20 protein-coding genes are annotated in these 25,759 nt (G+C 42.6%); 11 read left to right on the top strand and 9 right to left on the bottom strand.

Annotation, left to right across the window (positions count from 1 at the left end):
- Positions 1 to 109: 109 nt before the first annotated feature.
- From dinG to pflB, 5 genes are all read left to right on the top strand, one after another.
- Positions 110 to 2,212, top strand: a complete 2,103-nt coding sequence (gene dinG, locus OC443_RS11590) for an ATP-dependent DNA helicase DinG (RefSeq protein ID WP_073586271.1) — start codon at positions 110 to 112, stop codon at positions 2,210 to 2,212.
- A 6-nt stretch (positions 2,213 to 2,218) separates the two neighbouring features.
- On the top strand, positions 2,219 to 2,998 hold the full coding sequence (locus OC443_RS11595) for a sulfite exporter TauE/SafE family protein (RefSeq protein ID WP_073586270.1): 780 nt from the start codon (positions 2,219 to 2,221) through the stop codon (positions 2,996 to 2,998).
- 50 nt (positions 2,999 to 3,048) lie between these two features.
- Positions 3,049 to 3,234: a pleiotropic regulatory protein RsmS gene (gene rsmS / locus OC443_RS11600; RefSeq protein WP_073586269.1), complete on the top strand. Its 186-nt coding sequence runs from the start codon at positions 3,049 to 3,051 to the stop codon at positions 3,232 to 3,234.
- Between the two features lie 36 nt (positions 3,235 to 3,270).
- Entirely contained in the window at positions 3,271 to 4,077 is an 807-nt protein-coding gene (xthA, locus tag OC443_RS11605; protein ID WP_073586268.1) for an exodeoxyribonuclease III, read from the top strand.
- Positions 4,078 to 4,627: 550 nt separating this feature from the next.
- On the top strand, positions 4,628 to 6,904 hold the full coding sequence (gene pflB / locus OC443_RS11610) for a formate C-acetyltransferase (protein WP_073586267.1): 2,277 nt from the start codon (positions 4,628 to 4,630) through the stop codon (positions 6,902 to 6,904).
- 70 nt (positions 6,905 to 6,974) lie between these two features.
- On the opposite strand, the gene OC443_RS11615 is transcribed toward pflB, so the two are convergent.
- Positions 6,975 to 8,855, bottom strand: a complete 1,881-nt coding sequence (locus tag OC443_RS11615) for a methyl-accepting chemotaxis protein (RefSeq protein ID WP_073586266.1) — start codon at positions 8,853 to 8,855, stop codon at positions 6,975 to 6,977.
- A 365-nt stretch (positions 8,856 to 9,220) separates the two neighbouring features.
- Between OC443_RS11615 and pflA the strand changes: the two genes are divergently transcribed.
- The 5 genes from pflA to OC443_RS11640 all read left to right on the top strand — a co-directional run bounded on the left by pflA (position 9,221) and on the right by OC443_RS11640 (position 15,839).
- The gene (gene pflA, locus OC443_RS11620; RefSeq protein WP_073586265.1) at positions 9,221 to 9,961 is read left to right on the top strand and encodes a pyruvate formate lyase 1-activating protein; all 741 of its coding nucleotides are present in this window, start codon (positions 9,221 to 9,223) and stop codon (positions 9,959 to 9,961) included.
- A gap of 227 nt (positions 9,962 to 10,188) precedes the next feature.
- On the top strand, positions 10,189 to 10,689 hold the full coding sequence (locus tag OC443_RS11625; protein WP_073586264.1) for a YfbU family protein: 501 nt from the start codon (positions 10,189 to 10,191) through the stop codon (positions 10,687 to 10,689).
- A 249-nt stretch (positions 10,690 to 10,938) separates the two neighbouring features.
- Positions 10,939 to 12,873, top strand: coding sequence for a PrkA family serine protein kinase (locus OC443_RS11630; RefSeq protein WP_073586263.1), 1,935 nt, complete (start codon positions 10,939 to 10,941; stop codon positions 12,871 to 12,873).
- A 148-nt stretch (positions 12,874 to 13,021) separates the two neighbouring features.
- Positions 13,022 to 14,293: a YeaH/YhbH family protein gene (locus OC443_RS11635; protein ID WP_073586262.1), complete on the top strand. Its 1,272-nt coding sequence runs from the start codon at positions 13,022 to 13,024 to the stop codon at positions 14,291 to 14,293.
- Between the two features lie 13 nt (positions 14,294 to 14,306).
- Positions 14,307 to 15,839, top strand: a complete 1,533-nt coding sequence (locus tag OC443_RS11640) for a SpoVR family protein (protein ID WP_073586261.1) — start codon at positions 14,307 to 14,309, stop codon at positions 15,837 to 15,839.
- A gap of 31 nt (positions 15,840 to 15,870) precedes the next feature.
- Here the strand turns inward: OC443_RS11640 and kdsB are convergent, their stop codons facing one another.
- The 5 genes from kdsB to OC443_RS11665 are packed head-to-tail and all read right to left on the bottom strand — an operon-like array spanning position 15,871 to position 21,844.
- Positions 15,871 to 16,632, bottom strand: coding sequence for a 3-deoxy-manno-octulosonate cytidylyltransferase (gene kdsB, locus OC443_RS11645; protein WP_073586260.1), 762 nt, complete (start codon positions 16,630 to 16,632; stop codon positions 15,871 to 15,873).
- Entirely contained in the window at positions 16,633 to 16,812 is a 180-nt protein-coding gene (locus OC443_RS11650) for a Trm112 family protein (RefSeq protein WP_073586259.1), read from the bottom strand.
- On the bottom strand, positions 16,793 to 17,800 hold the full coding sequence (lpxK, locus tag OC443_RS11655) for a tetraacyldisaccharide 4'-kinase (RefSeq protein ID WP_073586258.1): 1,008 nt from the start codon (positions 17,798 to 17,800) through the stop codon (positions 16,793 to 16,795). Before lpxK ends, OC443_RS11650 begins: the two co-directional genes overlap by 20 nt.
- 9 nt (positions 17,801 to 17,809) lie before the next feature.
- On the bottom strand, positions 17,810 to 19,558 hold the full coding sequence (gene msbA, locus OC443_RS11660) for a lipid A ABC transporter ATP-binding protein/permease MsbA (RefSeq protein WP_073586257.1): 1,749 nt from the start codon (positions 19,556 to 19,558) through the stop codon (positions 17,810 to 17,812).
- Between the two features lie 36 nt (positions 19,559 to 19,594).
- Positions 19,595 to 21,844, bottom strand: a complete 2,250-nt coding sequence (locus tag OC443_RS11665; protein ID WP_083601787.1) for a DNA internalization-related competence protein ComEC/Rec2 — start codon at positions 21,842 to 21,844, stop codon at positions 19,595 to 19,597.
- Positions 21,845 to 21,852: 8 nt separating this feature from the next.
- On the opposite strand from OC443_RS11665, the gene OC443_RS11670 reads away from it, so the two are divergent.
- Positions 21,853 to 22,362 carry a DUF2062 domain-containing protein gene (locus tag OC443_RS11670; RefSeq protein ID WP_073586255.1) on the top strand — a complete coding sequence of 170 codons (510 nt, stop codon included), beginning with the start codon at positions 21,853 to 21,855 and terminating at the stop codon, positions 22,360 to 22,362.
- A 155-nt stretch (positions 22,363 to 22,517) separates the two neighbouring features.
- On the opposite strand, the gene lolE is transcribed toward OC443_RS11670, so the two are convergent.
- The 3 genes from lolE to lolC are packed head-to-tail and all read right to left on the bottom strand — an operon-like array spanning position 22,518 to position 25,649.
- Positions 22,518 to 23,765: a lipoprotein-releasing ABC transporter permease subunit LolE gene (gene lolE, locus OC443_RS11675; protein ID WP_073586254.1), complete on the bottom strand. Its 1,248-nt coding sequence runs from the start codon at positions 23,763 to 23,765 to the stop codon at positions 22,518 to 22,520.
- Positions 23,762 to 24,448 carry a lipoprotein-releasing ABC transporter ATP-binding protein LolD gene (gene lolD, locus OC443_RS11680; RefSeq protein ID WP_073586253.1) on the bottom strand — a complete coding sequence of 229 codons (687 nt, stop codon included), beginning with the start codon at positions 24,446 to 24,448 and terminating at the stop codon, positions 23,762 to 23,764. The genes lolE and lolD overlap by 4 nt, the downstream gene beginning before the upstream one ends.
- Entirely contained in the window at positions 24,441 to 25,649 is a 1,209-nt protein-coding gene (gene lolC / locus OC443_RS11685) for a lipoprotein-releasing ABC transporter permease subunit LolC (protein WP_073586252.1), read from the bottom strand. Before lolC ends, lolD begins: the two co-directional genes overlap by 8 nt.
- Between the last annotated feature and the right edge of the window lie 110 nt (positions 25,650 to 25,759).

Consider the following 25,759-nt stretch of genomic DNA (forward strand, 5'->3'; position numbering starts at 1 on the left):
TTTTGTGAGGAAGATCAAGCTTCAAAACAAAAAAAATCAATTTAAGGGAACTTCTTATCAATTCGCCATGTGTGCTAACATATGCGTCCGCAAGAAAACGAGGTAATTTATGCTGACCAGGCAGATTCAGGAATCGATACGCAGTAGCTACAGGAACCTGCAAGAACAGATGGATAACTTCGTTCCCCGGCGCGGGCAAAATTACCTGATCGCTGAAATCGCAAAAACGCTTTGCGGTAACTATCATGAAAAAAACAGAATACTGGTAGCAGAAGCCGGGACCGGAATTGGTAAGTCCTTGTCTTACCTGATGGGGGCAGTGCCAGTTGCTGTGCTCAATAACAAATCTTTGATCATTTCAACAGCGACAGTTGCATTGCAGGAACAGCTCGTCAATAAAGACTTACCACTCTACAGACGCCTCAGCAATTTAGACTTTCAATTCAGGATCGCAAAAGGCAGGCAGCGGTACTGCTGTCTGGAAAAATTAGCTGCTGTTTGTAGTCAGGATGCTTCCCAGCCATCCTTATTTAAGGATATTCAAGCTGATCCGAATACAGACTTATTTCAGCAAATGCATGATAAGTTGTTAAAAGGACAATGGGATGGAGATATTGATAGCTGGGAAACTCCTGTCGATGCAAAACAATGGCAATTGATCGTCAGTGACAGGCAAAGCTGCAATGTTGCTTTTTCAGCACACAGAAAGTGCCCTTTTCATAAAGCCCGGGCAGAACTGAGTAGTGCTGACATTATTATCGCAAATCACAGTCTGGTCATGGCAGATGCTGATCTGGGCGGTGGCATCATTCTTCCGGAGCCAGAACAGTCAATCTATATCTTCGATGAAGCACACCACCTGTATCAGGTTGCCAGAGAACATGCTTCTGCCTCTGCTTCACTCAAAGGTGCAGTCGGCTGGCTTGAAAAGCTGAACCAATCATTAGCCCGATGGATGCACCTGACAGATGAGAAAAGAGCCTTCAGGTTTAAAGATGAAATATCGAAAAATATTCAGATACTCATCCCGGCTCTCAATCAAATCAGCAAACAAATAATTCCCGAACAGTTTGATGAAGGCAACATGCGTTTTGAACATGGAGAGCTTCCTGAGTGGCTTTCGTCAGAAGCATCACACATGAAAAAAGCTGCAAGTCAAACCTGCCAGGCTACCGCTAAAATTGCCGACTTAATTGGTGAACGGATAAAAGAAGGTGAACTCTCCTCACGTCAAAGCGCTCCGATCCTGGCTGAACTGGGTTATTTTCTTCAACGGCTGGAGAACCTGACAAGGGTCTGGACGATGATGGCTGAGCCAACAAGGGAAAATGGCGCACCTCTTGCCAGATGGCTTAGTCTGAGTGAGGACTACCCCGGCGATTATATTGTCAACGTCTCTCCGATAGAAATAGGCTGGAAACTGGAACAGCAGCTGTGGAGCCGCTGCGTTGGAACAATTGCCGTTTCAGCAACACTTCGCGCATTAAACTCTTTCTCATTTTTCTGCCATCAATCAGGGATGACCTGTCATGATAAAGATGGCATACAATTTCTGGCTTTATCTTCTCCATTTGACTTTCAGAAAAATGGTCAGCTATGTATTCCTCACTTTCCTGTTGCACCGCAGTCACCGGAATTTACCCAGGAACTGATTAAGCATATTCCACATTATATTGCAGAAAAAAAAGCAAATCTGATACTGTTTTCATCCTACTGGCAAATGAATCAGGTGGCAGATAAACTTAAAATATTATTCAGGAAAAAAGGTTGGTTATGTCAGGTTCAGGGAGAAAAACCCCGTTCTAAAATCCTTCATAAGCATTCCCAGACAGTCGCTCAACAAAAAACAGCCATATTGTTTGGCACAAACAGCTTTTCCGAAGGTCTGGATTTACCCGGAAAGCTTTTGGAGAACGTCATTATTACCAAAATTCCGTTTTCAGTACCAACATCTCCGGTTGAACAGGCCCATGCCGAATATATCGAATCCCGGGGTGGTAACCCTTTTATGCAGATTACGGTCCCGGAAGCCAGCAGAAAACTGATTCAGTCAGTAGGCAGGCTACTGCGTAATGAAAATGATTCTGGTAGAGTGGTTATCTTTGACCGCCGGATCATCACAAAACGATATGGAAAAGCATTACTTGATGCCCTTCCCCCATTCCAGCGTATTATTGATACAAACGTACAAATAAAAACTAACAAGGGTTGATATTGAATGGAATATATTGAACCGGCTACGTTGCTGATGCTGGCACTTGTAGCGTTTGTTGCCGGTTTTATAGATGGTGTTGCTGGCGGTGGCGGCCTGCTCACAGTCCCGGCATTATTATCTCTGGGGTTGCCCCCGCATATTGCTCTTGGCACAAATAAAGTAGCGGCAACTTTTGCCACATCAACAGCGGCCATCACTTATTATAAAAAGAAGATGTTTAATCCCCGTCAATGGAAACATGTCTTTGTTTCTACATTAGCCGGAGCGATTACCGGAACTCTCGTTGTAGATCTCATCAGCAAAGCCTGGTTAGAGAGATTCTTACCACTGATTATTTTACTTACAGCGGCATATACTATTTTTTATCATCCCGGACATGGAAAACATCATCCCGAAAAGGTTAATGTACCCAATTTAAAATTGAAACAAGTTATTCAGGGCTTGAGCCTGGGCTTTTACGATGGTATTGCAGGACCGGGAACCGGTGCGTTCTGGGTTGTCTCCTCGATGGCGCTGTACCGCCTCAATATATTGTTTTCTTCTGGTCTGGCCAAGGCAATGAATTTTACAAGTAATATGACCTCTCTCATCACTTTCGCCATACTTGGACACATCAACTGGGTTCTTGGGTTAGTGATGGGGTTGTGCTTAATGATTGGTGCTTATGTGGGCGCTCATTCTGCAATTCGCTTTGGTTCCCCGTTTATCAGGCCGGTTTTTATCACTGTCGTGAGTATTCTTGCAATACGACTCGCATATTATGCATGGTTTAACACCCCGTAATTTCATTCATATGCAGCATATTATCTTTCAGCTGAAAGGAGAAATCAGCGATGACTCAATCCAATCAACCAATCGAAGAGGCACCTGAAGCAGTTCAACTGGCGGTCGACTTGATTTACCTGCTGGAAACAAATGAAATCGATCCTGAAACAGCTCTGGAAGCGATACATATTGTTAAAACAGATCTCGAAAGAAAAATGACTTCTTTGAATCAGGAAAAAACACCACAAAAATAACCTGTTGATCAATTCATTTTTATAAGGACAATCCGCATGAAAGTAGTTAGCTTCAATATCAATGGCCTGCGCGCCCGTCTCCCTCAACTTCAGGCACTGATCGATAAACATCAACCCGATATCATCGGTCTGCAGGAAATTAAAGTCCACAATGATGCTTTTCCCGTCGATCAGATCAAAGCAATGGGATATGAGGTTTTTTACCACGGACAAAAGGCTCATTATGGCGTGGCCCTGTTGTCTAAAAAAATACCATCAAAAATCGAATATGGTTTCCCATCAGACACTCCGGAACATCAGAAAAGGATGATTATCGGTACTTTTCAACTGAAGGATGGTAGTTCAGTAAAAATCATGAATGGGTACTTCCCACAGGGAGAAAATATCGCTCATGAAACAAAATTTCCTTATAAAAGGCAGTTTTTTAAAGATCTGATGACTTATCTTGAGCAACACCAGCCGGATGAAAAGATTGTGATTATGGGTGATATCAACATCAGCCCGGCAGATATCGACATCGGTATTGGTGAAGCCAACCGGAAACGCTGGCTAAAAACCGGCAAGTGCTCCTTCCAGCCAGAAGAAAGGGAATGGTTGTCTACATTGCTGAACTGGGGCTTTACGGATACATTCCGCCAAATTCATCCTGATACTGAAAACCGATACTCCTGGTTTGATTACCGTTCACGTGGTTTTGACGACAACCGTGGATTAAGAATCGATGCAATTCTCGCAACAGACAGCCTTGCCGGACAGAGTCAGGAATCAGATATTGACTATGAACTCAGAGGATTAGAAAAGCCTTCAGATCATGCCCCGATATGGACAATATTTGATGTATAGCAGATAGTTAGCCAAATAATTATCTATGATATTCTTCGCTGATAGTGAATATAATTACTTATATGAGATAACAACTCATATATACCCAAACAACCTGAAGATGCAGGTTGTTTGGGTATAAGTATTTTATTTGACCACTTTCAATCACTGTAAACAACACCATTCACAGAAACAATAATTTAACAATTTTGAATCAATATTTTAATAAATGGCCTGCGGTATATGGGAGCAATGTCTAAACTTGAGGAAGTATTCCTGATTGAAGGCTGCATAGTACCGAGACTGGTGAATTATCATTCACAATTTATTTCTATTTTTTAAGTTTTATTGATTTAGTTTAAGGTTTGTCTTTTTTTTTTAATCTAAGCTGACTTCGTCACAGTGAAAAGAGCTTAAGAGTGATAATATCAATAAACAGTAAGATTCATATTAAATTGTTTATTCATATTTTTATTCGAAGAGTGTACTGACTTCCTGTTGTTAAAGGTTAGCTGGCTCAACGGCTATGGTCAGTACTTGTTTTTCTCTACTCATTAAAGGTAGGTATATCATGGCAGAGCAATTTGCTACAGCTTGGGAAGGTTTTGCTGCTGGAGACTGGCAAAACGAAGTTAACGTTCGTGATTTTATTCAAAAAAATTACACTCCATATGAAGGTGATGAATCTTTCCTGGTTTCTGAGGGTACCGAAGCAACACAAAAACTTTGGGCTCAGGTAATGGAAGGCATTAAACAGGAAAACTCTACTCACGCTCCTGTTGATTTCGATACTTCCGTTATTTCTACCATTACTTCACACGATGCGGGTTACATCAATAAAGATTTAGAAACAATCGTAGGTCTTCAAACTGAAGCACCATTGAAACGTGCGATTATTCCTAACGGTGGTATCCGTATGATTGAAGGTTCATGTCATACATATGGCCGTGAGCTGGATCCTCAAGTTAAAAGAACTTATTCTGAATATCGCAAGACACACAACCAGGGTGTTTTCGATGTTTATACACCATCAATTCTGAAATGCCGTAAATCTGGTGTTCTGACTGGTCTTCCAGATGCTTACGGCCGTGGTCGTATCATCGGTGACTACCGTCGTATTGCACTTTACGGTATCGATTATCTGATGAAAGACAAATTCGCTCAATTCACTTCTCTGCAAGAGAAAATGGAAAATGGCGAAGATTTGCAGGCAACAATTCAGTTACGTGAAGAAGTTGCAGAACAGCATCGTGCACTGGGCCAAATCAAAGAAATGGCAGCTAAGTATGGCTGTGATATTTCCCGCCCGGCAGAAACTGCACAAGAAGCTATCCAGTGGACTTACTTCGGTTACCTGGCAGCGGTTAAATCTCAGAATGGCGCAGCAATGTCTCTGGGTCGTACTTCTACATTCCTGGATATTTTCATCGAGCGCGATATCGCTGCCGGCAAAATCACTGAAGAACAAGCTCAGGAAATGATCGACCATTTCGTCATGAAATTGCGTATGGTTCGTTTCCTGCGTACACCTGAATATGATGATCTGTTCTCTGGCGACCCAATTTGGGCAACAGAATCTGTCGGTGGTATGGGGCTTGACGGACGTACTCTGGTTTCACGTACAAACTTCCGTTTCCTGAACAGCTTGTACACAATGGGCCCATCTCCAGAGCCAAACATCACTGTTCTTTGGTCTGAACAACTACCAGCGGGCTTCAAAAAATTCTGTGCGAAAGTCTCAATCGATACTTCATCAATTCAATATGAAAACGATGATTTGATGCGTCCTGACTTCGATTCTGATGATTACGCAATTGCATGTTGTGTATCACCAATGGTTGTTGGTAAGCAAATGCAGTTCTTCGGTGCTCGTGCAAACCTTGCAAAAACCATGCTTTACACTATCAACGGTGGTGTGGATGAAAAATCGAAAATGCAGGTTGGTCCTGAAATGCCAAAAATCACTTCTGAAGTTCTCGATTATGATGAACTTTGGGAGAAAATGGACCACTTCATGGACTGGCTGGCAAAACAGTATGTCACTGCTCTGAATGCGATTCACTTCATGCACGATAAGTACAGCTACGAAGCATCTCTGATGGCTCTGCATGATCTGAACGTAAAACGTACCATGGCATGTGGTATCGCTGGTCTGTCTGTTGCTGCTGACTCTCTGTCTGCAATCAAATACGCAAAAGTTACACCTGTTCGTGATGAAGATGGCGTTGCTGTTGACTTCAAGATCGAAGGCGATTATCCGAAATTCGGTAACAACGACTCACGTGTTGATGACATCGCATGTCAGTTAGTTGAAACGTTCATGACAAAAATCCGTTCATTGAACACATACCGTGATGCAATTCCAACTCAGTCAATCCTGACAATCACTTCAAATGTGGTTTATGGTAAGAAAACTGGTAATACACCTGATGGCCGTCGTGCTGGCGCTCCATTTGGTCCTGGTGCAAACCCAATGCACGGCCGCGATGAGAAAGGTGCGGTTGCATCTCTGACTTCAGTTGGTAAATTACCATTTGCTCACGCAAAAGACGGTATTTCATATACGTTCTCTATCGTACCTAATGCATTAGGTAAAGATATGGATTCACAACGTTCAAACCTTGCTGGCCTGATGGATGGTTACTTCCACCACGAGTCAAGTGTCGAAGGTGGCCAACACCTGAACGTGAACGTATTGAACCGTGAAACACTGGAAGATGCAGTGAAACACCCAGAGAAATATCCACAGTTAACTATTCGTGTTTCTGGATATGCGGTACGTTTCAATTCTTTGACTGCTGAGCAGCAAGCTGATGTAATTGCGCGTACATTTACTGAATCTATGTAATCAGACATATTCAGTGAGAAAAAAGCTCCCATTCGGGAGCTTTTTTGTTATGTCTTTCATGCCAAAACATCTATAGCAAAAATTGCTGACAATCTCTGGATAGATCCGAAGAACGTTGCTCCACCTGTCTGCTTGTATTTCTTAGTATCTCATTATCTTCTTCCAGGTTTTTCATTGAGTCAGATATCTGAGCCATATTATTTGCCATTGACTGGCTGGTGGTCGCCAGCTCTTTCATTGATAAGAAAATATTCTCGGTTTGACTGGCCGCTTCAGTCGCTTTGTCCGTTATATGAGACAGAGCCAGCCTTGCTTCATTCCCTTTTTCCTGCCCCGATTGGATTGAATGTTCCGACTGACCAATAAACTGAATCACTTCAGTGCTTTCGCGTTTCATCGTCTCAATTGTTTCTGATATATCCGATACCGCATCCACGGTTCTGACCGCCAGGCTTCTGACTTCATCAGCAACAACAGCAAACCCTCTTCCCTGCTCTCCTGCCCGGGCAGCTTCTATGGCGGCATTTAGTGCTAATAAATTGGTTTGTTCAGCAATAGAGTTAATGATATCCATCACTGAATCAACTTTATCAGAAGCTTGCTCAAGCTGTTTTATATGAGCGGCTGCAGACATCAGGATTTGATTGACTTCTTCAAGTGAATGAATGGCACTCTCAATGACCTGACTTCCTTCCCGTGCTGCAGTTGTAGAGTCCTGACTTACCTGAGCTACAAATGATAAAGACTGGCTGACTTCCTGAGTTGTCACACTAACCTGTTCTGTTGCTGAAGCCAGAAGTTCTGTTTGATTCACAATATCAAGTTGGGAATCCACCAAACGATCAAGGCTTTGATTCAAATCAGCAGCATCACCTGATAAATGTTGACTGCTTTTTTTGACTTTTTTAACCAACAGGCCCAAATTGCTACAGCTATCATTGATTGCAACCCCTAACTGATTAAATTCATCCTTCGCGTTATTTGAAATATCAATCCGTTGCGACAGATCACCCTTCGAAAGGTTTTCCAGTACATTTTTAATCTGAGCCAATGCCCGGGAAAAAGAAATATTGTGTGTCAGAAAAATAGTGATCGTAATTATCGCTAAAGCAGCACAGGCGATCAGAACAGACCACATCGTCTGAGAGGCTTCAGCCTGCGCTTCCGTTTGATACTGGCGACTGACTGACATCATTTTTTGTGAGACGTCATGAATGACTTTCTGAGCAACTTTCTCAGATTCAGATAGTTTTGATTCTGTATCCTGAAGCTGTTGCGAAAGCTCACTGATGCGGATAAAAACCCGCTTATATTGTTCAATTTCCTGTTTATAGCTCCCATATGTCGCATAAGACTTTGATGTATTGACAAACATCGCCATCGCACGATTAAAAAGCTTCATATGTTGCTCATTAGGCTCAAGCAAATAATTCTGCTGCGCTTTAATTAAAGCCCGGAAATCAGAACGAATTGTAACCATACCTGTTTCTTCGATCTTACCCTCAATCTTTTTAGCCAGTTCAGACAGGACGGCTAATTGTCCTTCATTCACACTAAAACCCAGCTCAGATTTGATTCTGAGCCATGGCTTCATGCTCTTTTCAAACTGAATAATGGCATGACGAATCTGTTCACTTTCACTTTGCAGGAATATTGTCTGAAGAAATTGAGCATCCAGAGCTACATCTTTAACCAATGCTTCTAATTCCTTTGAAACACGAGTGACATCTTTCGCTAAAACCTCACTTCTTTCAGCCGCAAGAGACAGCAACTTTGTATGCGTTGAAAAAAGCGTCACTTCCCCATGGGCAACCTCTCCACTTTTTTCATAATAGACTGCCATACTTGATAACTTTTGAGCAGTAAACAGCCCCATTAACAAAAAGCCACAACATAAAATCACAATAAAAACGGTATTCTTTTGTTTCTGTGATAACTTCAGTACATCCATGACAAGTTATTCCCTTCTATCACCCTAAACCACAGCACATCATTTGGTGTTTGAACACCATAACAACAAGATACATTTTTCCAACAAAGATCACAAAAATATTTACATACTAACATTCATTTATTCAACATTCCTGCTTTCAACCTGATTTATACCCAAGCAGCCCGAAGATGCATGATTCAGCTTAACCCGGATTTCTTTAGCATCAACGGTTAAGCATTACCCTCCCTGCACATACATTGATCACTTGACTAAGCCTGAAGCAAAATACTTTTACGGATGTTCAGTCACCTGGCCGGACAACCCTATGTAATCGCATTAAAATGTAATAAAATAACGGGTAATTCAGCTAAAGAGATTTCAATATGTCAACTACTGGTCGTATCCATTCTTTTGAATCATGTGGCACTGTCGATGGCCCGGGTATTCGTTTTATTGTATTTATGCAGGGATGCCTGATGCGTTGCATGTATTGCCATAACAGAGATACATGGGATACACATTCAGGAAAAACAGTAACAGTTGAAGAGATCATCAAAGAAGTAAAAACATACAGACACTTTATGAATGCTTCTGGCGGTGGTGTGACTTGTTCCGGTGGCGAAGCCATGCTTCAACCTGAATTTGTTCGCGATTTTTTCACCGCAGCAAAAGACGAAGGCATACATACTTGTCTGGATACAAATGGATATATCCGCAAATACACTCCAATTATTGATGAAGTGCTTGATGTCACTGACTTAGTCATGCTTGATATCAAACACATGAAGGATGAGGTTCATCAAAAATTTATCGGTGTGTCAAATAAGCGCACCCTCGAATTTGCCCGTTATCTTCATACAAAAGGACAAACAACCTGGATAAGATATGTGGTTGTACCCGGGTATACAGATGACGAAGAATCAGCTCATATGTTGGGGCAATTTATACAGGATATGGAAAATATCGAAAAAATTGAGCTGCTGCCTTACCATAAGTTAGGTGCTCATAAGTGGGAAGCCATGGGAGAGACTTATCCCTTAGATGGCGTTGAGCCACCTTCAACAGAAACGATGGATAAAATAGTGTCTGTACTTAGCCAGTACCATTCACTTGTCAAATACTAGGGTCTCTTACCTTTGCAAGTTCTGACGTCAGGAAATTATCCAACCTCCTGAACCTCTTCTGTATAACACTCTGAAACCTCCGGTTTGAGAGCGTTTTTTATTTTAGATCAAGATAAAGTTATCCAAATGATAAATGAATTAAATCTGTGTTGAGATCATGTTTCAGGCACGAAAAAAACGTTATTCTCAATCAAAATTAATCTTCAAATAAAGAGTAGGATTTTGTTATGGAAATGACTAACGCTCAACGCCTCATCTTATCAAATCAGTATCGTCTGATGACTCAGTTAGATCCTGCAAATGCTGAAAAATATAAGAGATTTCAGACGATAGTGGAAAGAGGCTACGCCCTGCACATGCGTGAGCTAAACAAAGAGTTTGGTTGTATGTCTGAAGATGCATGCCGCGAAATAATCGATATTATGGAAATGTATCATGCCATGCAGGAATCATATAAAATTCTGTCAGAACAGGATCAAAGCGAAATCGATCAGCGCCGTTTACAGTTTTTAGGATTCGATTTGTCTACAGAACCACAATTGGTTCACTATGTACGTTTCCTTGTTGACTCTGAAGGTCTCTATACCCAATTTGATAAAGGTGATCACCACTTCAACAGTCAGGTCACAATGCTCGATAAATACCGCAGGATGCTGGCTGCCTGGAAAAGCTGCCCCCGTCAATATCACCTTTCACCTGCTGAATTTCTGAAGATTTTAAGCGCATAAAAATCACACTCATATGGGAGGTTAGTTCCTCCCATTTTTCACCTCCCTGTAAACAACTATTATTTATAGAAAAATAACGAACGATTTACCAGATTAATAATACGTTGACAAAGTTAATTATCCCCCACCATTTTTTTATTTAAGCACATATTTTTTAAGCGAAATTGCTAATTAGCGACTAGTCTTAAAGAGTGTGCGATATGCGTTGATGCGATTCTGTGTCATCAGGACATTCAGGGAGAATTAACTATGAGTATATTTGACCATTTCCAAGCCCGATATGAAGCCTCAAAAGAAGAAGAGCTATCACTGCAAGAATTTTTGATGCTGTGTAAGGAAGATAAAAGTGCTTATGCCAATGCAGCTGAACGTTTGTTGATGTCAATCGGAGAACCAGAGTTAATCGATACGTCAAAAGATCCTCGTCTGAGTCGTATATTCTCAAACCGGGTCATTGCCAGATATGAGACCTTCAAAGACTTTTACGGGATGGAAGACTCTATAGAGCAAATCGTGTCTTATCTGAAACATGCCGCTCAGGGACTCGAAGAAAGAAAGCAAATTCTGTATTTACTGGGTCCTGTCGGTGGGGGTAAATCATCTCTCGCAGAAAAATTAAAAGCGCTCATGCAGCAGTTGCCAATCTATATCTTAACCGCGAATGGTGAGCGAAGCCCGGTCAATGATCACCCATTTTGCCTCTTTGATGTCGGTGAAGACGGCGATCTGTTAAAAAATGAATATGGTATCGATCAACGGTACCTCCGCACAATCATGTCACCGTGGGCTGCCAAACGACTCCATGAGTTTGGTGGTGATATTACCAGGTTTAAGGTTATCAAGCTCCGTCCTTCAGTGTTGGATCAAGTCGCTGTCGCGAAAACCGAACCCGGAGACGAAAATAATCAGGATATCTCTTCTCTGGTTGGTAAAGTTGATATCCGGAAGCTGGAACACTACTCACAAGATGATCCGGATGCATACAGTTATTCCGGGGCTTTATGCCGGGCCAACCAGGGCCTGATGGAATTTGTTGAGATGTTTAAAGCCCCCATTAAAGTCTTACACCCTTTGCTTACCGCGACTCAGGAAGGAAACTATAACGGTACAGAAGGTTTGTCCGCGCTGCCTTTCGAAGGTATGATACTTGCGCACTCAAATGAATCTGAATGGCAGGCTTTCAGAAATAATAAAAATAATGAAGCCTTCCTGGATCGGGTTTATATCGTTAAAGTTCCGTACTGCCTCCGGGTTTCAGAAGAAGTTAAAATCTATCAGAAACTTCTGGATCACAGTGAATTAGCACTGGCACCCTGCTCTCCAAGTACGCTGGAAACTCTGGCACAATTCAGCGTATTATCCCGTTTAAAAGTCCCTGAAAACTCATCGGTATTCTCCAAAATGAGAGTCTATGATGGTGAAACGCTGAAAGACACAGATCCTAAAGCAAAAAGCTATCAGGAATACCGGGATTATTCCGGTGTTGATGAAGGTATGTCAGGTCTGTCGACCCGGTTTGCATTTAAAATACTATCACGGGTATTCAATTTCGATCAGACTGAAGTTGCAGCCAACCCTGTTCACCTGTTTTATGTCATTGAACAGCAAATCGAAAGAGAGCAATTCCCTCAGGATACCGCTGAACGTTATCTGGAATATTTGAAAGGTTATCTTGTTCCCAGGTATGTCGAATTCATAGGAAAAGAAATACAAACAGCTTACCTTGAATCTTATTCAGAATATGGTCAAAACATTTTCGATCGTTATGTCACATATGCTGACTTCTGGATTCAGGATCAGGAGTACCGGGATCCTGAAACCGGGCAGTTATTTGATCGCTCTGCCCTGAATAGTGAACTGGAAAAAATAGAAAAAACTGCCGGTATCAGCAATCCAAAAGATTTCCGGAATGAAATTGTTAACTTTGTCCTCAGAGCACGGGCAAACAACAGTGGACGAAATCCGGTCTGGACCAGCTATGAAAAACTCCGGACTGTGATTGAGAAAAAAATGTTCTCAAATACAGAAGAGTTACTTCCGGTTATCTCATTCAATGCAAAAACATCTTCCGAAGAGCAGAAGAAACATGATGACTTCGTAGCAAGGATGATGGAGAAAGGATATACAGAAAAACAAGTCAGGCTGTTGTCTGAATGGTATTTACGTGTTCGTAAGTCTTCATAAATAATCTGCACCACCACAACCGGTGCTTTATGGAAGACAGACAAGGGAGGGATGGAATATATCATCCCCCCTTCTGACTTCCGTTCCGGGAATAGCCACGGCAAATTGAATTTATCCGCCGGGTGAAACAAAAGGAAAGGGGATATGTATGGCGCAATTTATTGACAGAAGATTAAACGGCAAGAATAAAAGTGCTGTCAACCGTCAGCGCTTCTTACGTCGGCATAAACAACAAATTAAAGAATCAATCGCAGATGCCGTCAATCGTCGCTCCATAACGAACACAGAATCCGGGGAAGATATATCTATCCCCGGCAGAGATATTAAAGAACCTGTTTTTCATCAGGGAAAAGGTGGTTTGAAAGAACGGGTTCATCCCGGAAATGATCAGTTCATCACCGGAGACAAAATTGACCGCCCTCAGGGTGGTGGTTCGGGTGGTGGAGCTGGTCAGGGTGATGCAAGTGCTGATGGCGAAGGCAGTGATGACTTTGTTTTTCAGATCTCTAAAGACGAATATCTTGATATTTTATTTGACGATCTGGCATTACCTAATTTAAAAAAACGGCAAATCAACAAAATTACTGAATGGAAAACGCACAGAGCTGGCTATCAAACCGCAGGAGTGCCCGCAAATATTTCTGTCGTCCGCTCTTTGCAGCAATCACTAGCCCGCCGGATGGCAATGACAGCAGGGAAAAAACGTTTACTCAATGAACTTGAAGAAGAACTGCAGAGAATTCAGCTGAAAGAACCGGCTCAACCACTTGAAGAAAACCGTCTGGAACATGAAATTTATGAGCTGAGAAAGAAAATTCAGAACGTTCCTTTTATTGATACATTTGACTTACGCTACAAAAACTACGAAAAGCGCCCTATCCCATCAAGTCAGGCCGTCATGTTTTGTTTGATGGATGTCTCCGGCTCAATGGATCAGGCCACCAAAGATATCGCCAAACGTTTTTACGTTCTGCTGTATCTGTTCCTGACACGCACTTACAAAAATGTTGAAGTCATTTTTATCCGCCACCATACACAGGCGAAAGAAGTTGATGAGCATGAGTTTTTCTACTCTCAGGAAACCGGGGGAACGATTGTGTCCAGTGCACTTAAGCTGATGCATGAAATTGTAGAAAAAAGGTACCCGATTAATCAGTGGAATATCTATGCGGCTCAGGCTTCAGATGGCGATAACTGGGCTGACGATTCGCCTAAATGCCACTCAATACTATCTCAAAATTTATTACCCTATTGTCAATATTATGCCTATATAGAAATTACACGTCGTTCCCATCAGACACTATGGCATGAATATGAAAAACTTCTGCCTGAGAGTGAGAACTTTGCCATGAAAAATATTCAGTCAGTTGATGATATTTTCCCTGTATTCAGAGAATTATTTCACAAAGAGACAGCTTAGGGAGGAATCCTGAATGACAACAGAGATGAAATCAGGTTCAAAAAAACGAGATAAATTACTACCTGACGGCCCTGACTGGACATTTGATCTGCTTGAATGCTATCACACTGAAATTAAAAGGGTCGCAGAACATTATCGTTTAGATACTTATCCTAATCAGATTGAAATTATTACATCTGAACAAATGATGGATGCTTATTCGAGCATCGGTATGCCAATTAACTACAATCACTGGTCATTTGGTAAAAAGTTCATACAAACAGAACAAGGTTATAAACACGGACAAATGGGGTTGGCTTATGAAATTGTCATTAATTCTGACCCCTGTATTGCCTATCTGATGGAAGAAAACACTATCACGATGCAGGCGTTAGTAATGGCTCATGCGTGCTACGGACATAACTCTTTTTTTAAGGGCAATTATCTGTTTCAAACATGGACAGATGCCAGCTCGATTATTGATTACCTGCTGTTCGCCAAGAAATACATCACCTCTTGTGAAGAAAAGTACGGTGTTACAGAAGTCGAGGAAATTCTGGATTCATGCCATGCCTTAATGAATTTCGGCGTCGACAGATATAAACGACCGGAAAAAATTTCTATTACTGAAGAAAAAGCCCGACAGGAACAAAGGGAAGCTTACCTCCAGTCACAGGTCAATGAGTTATGGAGAACACTCCCGAAATCTGAAGAAAAAGAAGACATAATCAAAGAAAATTTCCCAAGTGAACCTCAGGAAAATATTCTCTATTTTATAGAGAAACATGCGCCACTACTGGAACCATGGCAACGAGAAATAGTCCGGATTGTTCGTAAAATCAGTCAATATTTCTACCCGCAAAAACAGACTCAGGTCATGAATGAAGGATGGGCAACATTCTGGCATTATACCATCCTGAACCATCTTTATGATGAAGGCACGGTTTCAGAAAGGTTCATCCTTGAGTTTCTTCACAGCCACACTAGTGTTGTCGCTCAACCGCCTTATAATAGTCCGTATTATAGTGGTATCAACCCTTATGCGCTTGGATTTGCGATGTTCCGCGACATACAACGGATTTGCCAAAACCCGACGGATGAAGATCGCCAGTGGTTTCCTGAACTGGCAGGCAGCGACTGGCTCGATGCTGTCCATTTCGCCATGCAAAACTTTAAAGACGAAAGCTTCATCAGTCAGTATTTGTCGCCCAAAATCATCCGGGACTTCAAGCTATTTTCGATCACTGATGATGACCGCAAGAATTTCATTGAAGTGAGCGCAATCCATGATGAATTGGGCTACAAACAGATCAGAGAAAAGCTTGCTTCCCAGTACAATTTGAGCAATATCGAGCCTAACCTTCAAATCTTTAATGTCGATGTCCGGGGAGATCGCTCGCTAACACTTCAGTATGCACCTCATGACCGTATCCCTCTTGACCCCAGCTTTGAGGAAGTACTTAAGCACCTTCACAGACTGTGGGGATTCGATGTGATACTGGAAGAACTGAAAGATTCCGGCAGAAGAGAACGACTTGCCATATGCCCGGATAAGCATGAGACCTGAGCAGGTGCTTTCCATTAAAACAAAACAGACCTTACGGTCTGTTTTGTTTTGCGATTATCTGACGTATCTGCTCAAGGTCTTCCGGCGTATCAATCCCGATATGCGGCGCTTCATGAGCAATATCGACATGTATTTTTTCGCCATACCAAAGTACCCGTAACTGCTCCAGACATTCAACCTTTTCTAACTGACTCGCATTCCAGTCAACGTATGTCTGGATAAAGCCGGCCCGGTAAGCATAGATACCGATATGCCGCAATACAGGATATTGAACAGATTTTGCATTTTGAGGATAATTATCTCTGTCCCACGGTATTGCTGCGCGACTAAAATAAAGCGCATAACCATTCTGGTCTGTAACCACTTTAACGATATTTGGATTAAAAACATCCTCATCATCCAGCACCTGAACAGCCAATGTTGCCATAGGAACAGGATGCCCCTGAAGATTTTCAGCAACCTGAGAGATAATGCCCGGTGGAATTAATGGTTCATCTCCCTGAACATTGACAACAATATGTTCTGCCGGTAATGACAATTTTTGTACAACTTCAGCCAGACGCTCGGTACCAGACTCATGCTCTGAGCTCGTCATACAAACCTGCCCGCCAAATGACAGCACAGCCTGCTCTATTCGCTGATCATCCGTTGCAACAATAACCTGCTCAGCACCGGACTGGATTGCCTGCTCATAAACCCGCTGAATCATAGTGCTCCCACAGATATCAGCTAAAGGTTTCCCGGGAAGACGGGAGGATTGATACCGGGCAGGAATCACAACCGTAAATGACATTTATTGTCCCTCATCCATCGTCATTGAACGTGCTTCTGGTTCAAGTAACACCGGGATGCCATCCTGAATCGGATAGGCTAAACGATCAAATTTACAGATAAGTTCCTGATGAACTTTGTCATAAGTCAGCTTACCTTTACATACAGGGCAAGCAACAATTTCAAGCAAACGATGATCCATACTCTTCCGCCACTTTTTTAATTAATTTAATAACCCTTTGTTCATCTGCCGGATGAAAGGTTGCAGATACGGGTAAATACCACCAGTTATCCTTCGCAAATTTTCTGCATTTCACTGCATCTTTTTCCGTCATGATGACATGCTCACCGGATGAACAAAAAGTTTCCAGGGATTCAAAATCAAAATCCTGATGATCAGAAAATGACTTTGAATCAACTAAATTCACACCCAGATGGCTCAACGTATCAAAAAACCGGGACGGATTTCCAATACCGGCAAAAGCCACGGGATTTGCAAGACAACTTACGGGGACTTTCCGTCCATCGGTTAAATTGACCGCCATTTGGGGGGCAAGCTTCATCCCGATTTCATTATCGATAACTTCCCCGCCATTATTAATAATAAAATCGACTGTCTTCAGGCGCGAAACCGACTCCCGCATCGGGCCATAAGGAATATACCTGCCATTTCCAAACCGGCGTTGACCATCAACAACAACAATTTCAATGTCTCTGGCTAACGCGTAATGTTGCAGACCATCATCGGTAATAATGATATCTACACCTTCACTTAATAACATTTTCACTGCCGACGATCGCACCGGATCGACGGCAACAGGGACACCGGTACGCTGATAAATCAGCATAGGTTCATCACCACACGCTTCAACAGCTGTTTCTTCTGAAAGCAATAGCGGATAGACAGAAGACTTTCCACCATAGCCTCTCGAAACGACGCCCGGCTTCATACCATGTTGCAACAGCATCTCAACAAGCCAGATCACAACCGGCGTCTTACCATTTCCTCCGGCTGTAATATTACCGACGATAACGATCGGAATCTGCGGCCTGTAGACAGGCTTTCGCCCGGAAGAATAAGTCTGCTTCCGGGTCTCGCTCACATATTTGTACACGAGGCTTAAAGGCCACAAAACCGGAGCCAGTATCCAGCGTAACCAATGATTAGAAAACCATAGCTTCTCTATCAATGGTCTGTCCTACCCACTAAATTGAATTTGATGTAACTGAGCATATGCACCAGAGCGTGACAACAATTCCTGATGATGACCCCGTTCAATAATCTCACCTTCATCAATCACCAGAATCTCATCAGCATCTTCTATGGTTGAAAGCCGGTGTGCAATCACAAGAACTGTTTTATCTTTTTGAAGTTCTTTTAAAGCAAGCTGAATAGCCCGTTCAGACTCAGTATCCAGCGCTGAAGTCGCCTCATCAAGAATCAGAACCGGCGCATCTCTCAATAATGCTCTGGCAATTGCAATACGCTGGCGCTGACCACCGGAGAGACTTGCTCCATTTTCACCGATAATGGTATCTAACCCATCCGGCATATTCTGAATAAACTCCATAGCATATGCCAAACGGGCCGCTTCTTCGATCTGCTCACGGGAATATGTCTCGGTTGCAGCATAGGCAATATTGTTAGCTATCGTGTCATTAAATAAATGGACGTTCTGAGAAACCAAGGCAAAATGCTGCCTCAGATTAGACAGCCGGTAGTCATAGATATCATGTCCATCCAGATATATTTCACCTGAGTCAATATCATAAAAACGGGTGAACAAATTAGCTATCGTACTTTTCCCCGACCCTGAACGCCCCACCAGTGCAACTGTTTTCCCCTGGCCGATAGAAAACGATATATTCGACAGAGCTGGCTTTTCTTTACCCAGATAGGTAAATGAAACGTCTTTAACCTGAATTTCTCCCCGAACTTCTTTCGCGTTGTAAGTCCCTGAATCTTTCTCAAGTTCAAGATCCATGAAAGCAAATAAAGTCTGACTTGCGGCCATCCCTCTCTGAAATTGAGATGTCACACCAGTTAATGCTTTTAAAGGACGCATTAAACCAAACATTGCAGAAAAAATAACCGTAAAAGTACCGGGAGTGAGCTCCGCACGAATCGAGTCTACACTGGCAAGGAACAGAACGGTCACTAAAGCCAGAGATGCAATCATTTGAATCACCGGGTCAGCCACCGATTGAGCTGACACCAACTTCATTGACTGCTGACGCATATGGTTGCTTACTTTTTCAAACCTCTTCCGCTCGATATCATGTCCGCCATAACTTAAAACGACTTTATGTCCTTTCAGCATTTGCTCAGCGGAAGAAGTGACCTGGCCCATTGCATTTTGCATATTCTTTGAAATTTTGCGGAATCTCTTTGAAACAAGACTAATCCCGAACGCAACCATCGGGGCAACAATAATCAACACTAAAGAAAGCTGCCAGCTGTTCCAAAACATTAACCCCAGTAAACCAATAATGCTGGCACCTTCACGCACAATACTCACTAAAGCTCTGCTGGTTGCACCTGCGACCTGCTCAGAATCATATGTTATTCTGGAAAGTAAGCCACCCGTCGATTCCCTGTCAAAAAAACTGACTGGCATATGCATAAAATGATTAAATATATTCCTTCTCATATTCATGACAACCTGCCCAGACACCCAGCTCAAACAGTAGGCTGAAACAAAACTGCTCACTCCCCTCAAGAACATCATTCCAAGAATAATAAGTGGCAATATCTTCAGAAAATCTGACTCAGCAGAACCAAAACCCTCATCAAGTAATGGTTTTAATAAGGAGACCATATATGTGTCAGCAGATGCATTCAGTATTAACGCGATGACCGCAGCAACTAAACCAGCTTTGTATAACCGAATATAACCCCAAAGGCGTTTGAAAGTTACCCAGGTTGTTTCATCACTCATATTTGACATAAATCAATTATATTCTTCTATTAATTAATAACCGCGTTATTCTACCTGTTTGCGCAGCATCTGCCTATACCACGGCGAAAAGGAGCTGAAACGCTTTGAATGTATTTCAACCCGCCGGGAATCGTAATGAAAAATCAAACTGACTTGCCCTGCATCCCCGGTATCCAGCCATGGGATCCCCAAAGATTCATATCGCTGCATCACATGAACATCAGGTAAATGCCACTGGTTATCTTTCCCGGTTGATGCAATCGCAACCTGTGGGTGCACCTGCGCGATGAATTGTCTTGTTGAAGAAGTGTGACTACCATGATGTGGCACAATCAGGACATTACTCCTCAATGCTGACATCTGTCTGATAATCTGCTGTTCGTTCTCCGCTGTCATATCACCGGTCAACATCACTGTATGGTGATGCGTCACGTCTGTGATTCTGATAACACATGAGTGCTGATTATAAGCTCTTTTCACCAGAGAAGGAGGCCAGAGCACATCAAACTGAAGTCCCTGCCATACCCACAGCTCTCCCTGAATACAAGGCAAATAGTTTTTTAATAACTGACTTGAACGTTTCCAGACCGGATGCCAGTGATTTTCTATCCACTTTCTTCCTCCGGCATGATCATTATCCAGGTGACTGAGAATAAGACCATCAAAGTGGCTGGCACCCCTGCGATGCAATATCGGGTCAATCACTGACTGAGCAATACTGCCTGCCCCCCACCCTTTTCCGGTGTCATAAAGTACATAATGCTGATTTTTCTCTATTAATATAGCTAATCCATGTCCGACATCTAAAATATCAACCTGCCAGGTACGTCCGGGAAGTACATAAACATAACGCCCAACAGTCAGTAAAATGAATAAATAAAAAATTTTGCGGGTAAAAAGATGCCGGATCAGAAAGATGAGAACCAATATCAACATGCACATTGATAAATGATCCGATATATATACCCAGCTATAACGTGCAAAATCAAACGAAAAAGCCACTGGTTTTAACAAATATTCAGTCAGTTTCCAAAACCAAATCGCCATCGATGGCTCAATGATACTCATAATAATTGCCAGAAATACCCCGGGAACAATGACAAAGCTAAACCACGGAATCCATATCAAATTATAAAGAGGAGACAAAATACTGATACCCCCAAAAAACAGAGCACTAACAGGCAACATGCATATGGTTAATCTGACATGGCCTTTTATCCATTGCCTGATTCCGGCTAATTCTTCTCTGGATTGATTCGCAAAATATAAAACAAAGAATACTGAAAGAAATGACAGCCAAAAACTGCTCAGGACACAGCTAAAAGGATCAAGTGTCAGCAAAAAAGACAGAGTTATCAGATATTTTTGGGCAATACTTACCTGCACTTGCTGAATCTGTAACAGCAGATAAACACCTATCATGCACAAAGCTCTCTGAGTCGGCAGAGAAAAACCTGCCAGCCAGGCATAAGCTATCGCTGTTATCCCGCCAATAAGCACCGGGAACCACAGCAGGTATCTGCCTGTTCTGGCGATAACAGAACCAAAAGAAAACCCAAGAAGATAAGCAATACCAATGTGAAGCCCTGAAATCGCGATCAAATGAGCAAGTCCTGTTTCCTTAAGTTGCTGCCAGAGCTGGCTAGATATTTCATTTCTGTCAGAAAAGGACAATGCAAGCAAAAGTGGGCGATACTGATTATATTCAATTAATTTTTCTATACGTTTGTATAACATTATCCTGAAAGAAGGTGGTGTGATAACAATAAAATCTGATTGTTTTTCTACAAATAACCGGGCCACTATATGCTTACCAAAATAATATTTTTCACTGTCAAAACCTGCTTCATTGAGTAAACCGATAATAGGTTTCACTCTCACATGGAAACAGACAATATCTCCCGGAGATAGCTGAACGGGTGAATACAATTTCACTTTAGGCTGAATTAATGTGCTTATTTTTATCTGATTAATCGATAAGATATGAATATTTCCGCTATATCCGAAACTATTTTGTTTAAAAAAGCTGTCAACTTCTGCGTTTATGGTAATATCATGCCCGGAATGAAGGATCATACTGGCTTGCCATTTCATAAGGTTTCCATGAATAAGGGCGACAATAACAGCAAGACAGAACGCAGTGACCCAGTGACATCTGCGGATATAAACAGAAATTAGTAGTAACAAGGCAGGTAAACCGCACCACTTCACATCTGGCATGACCGGCCAGAAAGACGATGAACACAATGTGAAGATATAAGGAAAGAAATACCTGCCATTTCTTATAAGAGTCATTGTTTTTTATGCCTAAAAAACTCATTAAACGTTTCTTGCCGGACAGAGAACTGATCAAGCGCCAGAAAGCACTGAAAATTTTCGGGAATGTTCTTTATAACCCGAATTTGTGGTGTCTTAACCGCCGCTCTGCTGCTGGTGCTTTTGCAATTGGTCTTTTTATGGCTTTTGTTCCCCTTCCAAGTCAGATGATTATGTCTGCCGGACTGGCAATCGTATGCGGTGTGAACCTCCCGTTATCTATTGCTCTGGTCTGGGTCAGCAATCCAATCACAATGCCGGTTCTGTTTTATTTTGCATATAAGCTTGGCGCATGGGTTTTAAGAGAACCTCCTCAACAATTTCATTTTGAATTATCATGGGACTTCATTACCAACCAAATGTCTGCGATTGCTCCGCCACTCATTGTCGGATGTGCGATTTGCGGTCTTGTCTGTGCTGTTATCGGATACTTTGGCATCCACGGGCTTTGGCGCTACTCCGTCGTCCGGAGCTGGCAGAAGCGACAACTAAAGTAACTGACCTGAAGCAGACTGTCTCGTACAGAAAAATGAATTACGTCTCACATCCCGAAATCAAATGTAAGATATGTTGAAAAGGAATGACAACGTCTGATTTCAAGGGAATATCCAGTTGTCATTCTTCTGATGATCATGCTTTGCAGATAGGCACGCTACTTTGCAGAAAGGACCGTGGCCGGGTTTAACCGGTTAGCCCGGGAAGCCGGGTACAGGGTCGCCACTAAGCTAAGAACAATTGCCGTCGCTGATACCATGAAAACATCTTCCACTCTGACCTGAGATGGCAAAAAGTCAACAAAGTAAATATCCCCGGAAAGAAAATGATGATGAAAAATACGTTCCAGATATTGAATGATTTCGGTGAGATTGACAGAAACTACGACGCCGACGAGACTGCCTGCCAGACTGCCTGATACACCTGAAAATATGCCCTGCCACATAAAAATCTTACGGATTAAATGATCTGATGCACCCATTGTTCTCAGAATCGCAATTTCTGATGCCCGATCTTTGACCGCCATCGTCAGGGTTGAAACAAGATTAAAACTCGCCACACCAATCACCAGAACCATCACTAAATAAAGAATCGTTCTGACCAGCTGAATATCCCGGTACAGGTATCCGTATTTGCGCTGCCAGCTCATCAGATAGACATATTGATCCAGCTGGCGACCAACCTGACGGACAATTTGACCTGCCTGAAAAACATCAGAGACCTTCATGGAAATCCCGGTAACGGCATGACCGATACCCGTGTACTGCTGTGCATCTGCCATAGGAATGAGGACTAAATTATGATCAATCTGACCATGTAACTTTAATAACCCACTGACCTGAAGCCTGATTCGCTGAGGAGATTTTAATAATCCTGAACCGGCATTTTTTTCCGGAACCATCAGAGTGAGTGAATCGCCGGCCTTGATTCCCAGCCGCTCTGCAACACCCTGGCCTAAAATGATTTGTCCCTGTCCCGGAGCAAAGTTTTTCCAGCTGTCACCCAAAATATATTTTGATAAATCAGAGACCTTATCCTCACTGATGGGATCAACCCCACGAACTTCAACTGCTTTCAATTGCTGACCATTCTCGGCAAGCGCAACAAAACGAACGTAAGGAGCCGCAGCCAGAATATCCGGAAAACTATCCACTTTTTCAATCAGTTTTGACCAGTCATGCAACGGTCCTCTGACACCTTCAAATTCTCCATGAGGAATCACGGAAAGAACCCGGTGATTCAGTTCACGTTCAAAACCATTCATTGCCGATAATCCGACAATGATGACGGAAACACCAAATGCGATGCCAATCATCGATGACACTGAAATAAAAGACACGAGTTGATTCCGCTTCCGGGAACGGCTGAAACGAAAACCGATCAACAAAGATAAAGAAGAAATCATGAAGCCCCCACCTGAACCAGCAGACCATCTTTCATAAACAACTTACGATCCATTTTATTGGCCAGTTCCTGATCATGCGTTACCACTAAGAAAGCAGTCTTTGACAATTCATTCAGCTCCCGCATTAAGTCATAAATTGAATGTGCAGTCTGATAATCAAGATTTCCGGTTGGTTCGTCGGCCAATACCAGTTCGGGTTGATTGACTAAAGCTCTGGCAATCGCTACCCGCTGCCTCTCCCCGCCAGATAACTCACTTGGCCTGTGATCAACTCGGTGTGACAGCCCGACTTTCTTTAACCAGTCTTCAGCAGTGCGGCGGGCCAGGGACGTTTTTTCTCCGCCAATAAGCAAAGGCATTGCTACATTTTCTAATGCACTGAAATCAGATAATAAGTGGTGAAACTGATAAATAAAGCCAATATGCCGATTCCGGATCCTGGCTTGTTGCTTGTCTTTCAAACCAGATAAGGGCTGCCCTAAAAAGCTGACATCCCCGCTTGTCGGTGTATCTAACGCTCCCAGTATATGTAACAAAGTGCTCTTTCCCGAGCCTGATGCCCCGACGATAGACACGAGCTCTCCCGGCAACATTGAGAAGCTCACACCATTTAAGACTTGTGCAGACAGGCTGCCTTCCCGGTAAGTTTTTTTTACACAATGACAATCAAGAAGATTACTCATATCTTAGTGCCTCAGCTGGATGAACGGATGATGCCCGCAAAGAAGGATAAAATGTTGCCAATATACTCAGCCCAATCGTAAACAACTCAACGACAACGACCTGCATCAGGTGAATATCGATCGGAAGAGAGCCACCCAGCGTTCTTAAATCAACACCCAGAACAGACAGAATTTCATTCAGATATGTGGCTAACAAGATACCCAATATACCTCCGGATATCGCGCCGACAATTCCGCTACTTGCTCCCTGAACAATAAAAATAAACAGAACCTGTCGCTTGTTCATCCCCTGAGTCTTCAAAATAGCCACTTCAGATTGCTTTTCCATAACGACCATAATTAATGCAGAAATAATGTTAAATGCTGCAATTGCAACAATAAGTCCTAACATCAACCCCATCATGTTTTTTTCCATTTTTACTGCCTGAAAAAGCTCGCCACGCTGCTCCCGCCAGTCACTCCAATGCCATCCATCAGGCAAAACAGAACGATCAATACCGGACACCACAAATGGATCATCAAAAAACAACCGCCAGCCCGAAATGGTATTGTCCTTCAAGCGTAACAATCGTTGCGCATCATGAATATGGGTAATCATCAGCTGACCATCAATGTCAGAACCGGTATTAAATACACCAGCGACTGTGAAATTTCTCTGACTGGGAATTCGTCCCAAAGGAGTATACAGGCTTGCCTGCGTCACCATTAAACGCACTTTATCTCCCGGGGAAACATTCAAACGCCTGGCGAGCTGACTGCCAAGAAAGACAGAATAAGCGCCCGGGCGGATATTTGTCATATTTCCGGCAATCAGATAACCCGCAACAGGATCATCCTGTCGGGGAGAAATACCTAACAAAATGCCGGCTGAAAGTTCCGTCGTACTCTGGATGATGGCTTCACTGCGAACCAGAGGCTCAGCCTGATGACTGACAGGTAATCCGGAAATAAAAGCAGGCGGCGTCTCACTCCATGGGGTCTTTTCTTTTGACTGATACACCATTGCCTGAGGTAATACACCTAAGATCCGGCCTTTCAGCTGTGATTCAAACCCATTCATCACCGACAACACCACCACCAGTGACAAAACACCAATAGTAATACCGGCTGTGGATATTCTTGAAACAAAACGGCTGAATCGATCTCCTGATTGTCCCCTCAGATACCGGAGCCCGATAAAAACAGAAACAGGATGAAACATATAATAAATCCATCGATAGCATTGCCCGGTACTTTAACGATTATCCGCTTCAGGTTGTAGCATTAATTTGCCAAATCCTTGTTAATTCGCATGAATGGCTGCATATTTCT

The sequence above is a fragment of the Vibrio quintilis genome (assembly GCF_024529975.1).
In the GTDB taxonomy this organism is placed as follows: domain Bacteria; phylum Pseudomonadota; class Gammaproteobacteria; order Enterobacterales; family Vibrionaceae; genus Vibrio; species Vibrio quintilis.

Excerpts from the sequence above, each read along its gene's own strand:
- OC443_RS11650 (WP_073586259.1), bottom strand. The coding sequence starts at position 16,812 with ATGGATCATCGTTTGCTTGAAATTGTTGCTTGCCCTGTATGTAAAGGT.
- OC443_RS11595 (WP_073586270.1), top strand. The coding sequence starts at position 2,219 with ATGGAATATATTGAACCGGCTACGTTGCTGATGCTGGCACTTGTAGCG.
- lolC (WP_073586252.1), bottom strand. The coding sequence starts at position 25,649 with ATGTTTCATCCTGTTTCTGTTTTTATCGGGCTCCGGTATCTGAGGGGA.
- OC443_RS11665 (WP_083601787.1), bottom strand. The coding sequence starts at position 21,844 with ATGACTCTTATAAGAAATGGCAGGTATTTCTTTCCTTATATCTTCACA.
- lolD (WP_073586253.1), bottom strand. The coding sequence starts at position 24,448 with ATGAGTAATCTTCTTGATTGTCATTGTGTAAAAAAAACTTACCGGGAA.
- OC443_RS11615 (WP_073586266.1), bottom strand. The coding sequence starts at position 8,855 with ATGGATGTACTGAAGTTATCACAGAAACAAAAGAATACCGTTTTTATT.
- OC443_RS11630 (WP_073586263.1), top strand. The coding sequence starts at position 10,939 with ATGAGTATATTTGACCATTTCCAAGCCCGATATGAAGCCTCAAAAGAA.
- kdsB (WP_073586260.1), bottom strand. The coding sequence starts at position 16,632 with ATGTCATTTACGGTTGTGATTCCTGCCCGGTATCAATCCTCCCGTCTT.
- OC443_RS11635 (WP_073586262.1), top strand. The coding sequence starts at position 13,022 with ATGGCGCAATTTATTGACAGAAGATTAAACGGCAAGAATAAAAGTGCT.
- rsmS (WP_073586269.1), top strand. The coding sequence starts at position 3,049 with ATGACTCAATCCAATCAACCAATCGAAGAGGCACCTGAAGCAGTTCAA.
- msbA (WP_073586257.1), bottom strand. The coding sequence starts at position 19,558 with ATGTCAAATATGAGTGATGAAACAACCTGGGTAACTTTCAAACGCCTT.
- dinG (WP_073586271.1), top strand. The coding sequence starts at position 110 with ATGCTGACCAGGCAGATTCAGGAATCGATACGCAGTAGCTACAGGAAC.
- OC443_RS11625 (WP_073586264.1), top strand. The coding sequence starts at position 10,189 with ATGGAAATGACTAACGCTCAACGCCTCATCTTATCAAATCAGTATCGT.
- lolE (WP_073586254.1), bottom strand. The coding sequence starts at position 23,765 with ATGATTTCTTCTTTATCTTTGTTGATCGGTTTTCGTTTCAGCCGTTCC.
- xthA (WP_073586268.1), top strand. The coding sequence starts at position 3,271 with ATGAAAGTAGTTAGCTTCAATATCAATGGCCTGCGCGCCCGTCTCCCT.
- OC443_RS11640 (WP_073586261.1), top strand. The coding sequence starts at position 14,307 with ATGACAACAGAGATGAAATCAGGTTCAAAAAAACGAGATAAATTACTA.
- OC443_RS11670 (WP_073586255.1), top strand. The coding sequence starts at position 21,853 with ATGCCTAAAAAACTCATTAAACGTTTCTTGCCGGACAGAGAACTGATC.
- pflB (WP_073586267.1), top strand. The coding sequence starts at position 4,628 with ATGGCAGAGCAATTTGCTACAGCTTGGGAAGGTTTTGCTGCTGGAGAC.
- pflA (WP_073586265.1), top strand. The coding sequence starts at position 9,221 with ATGTCAACTACTGGTCGTATCCATTCTTTTGAATCATGTGGCACTGTC.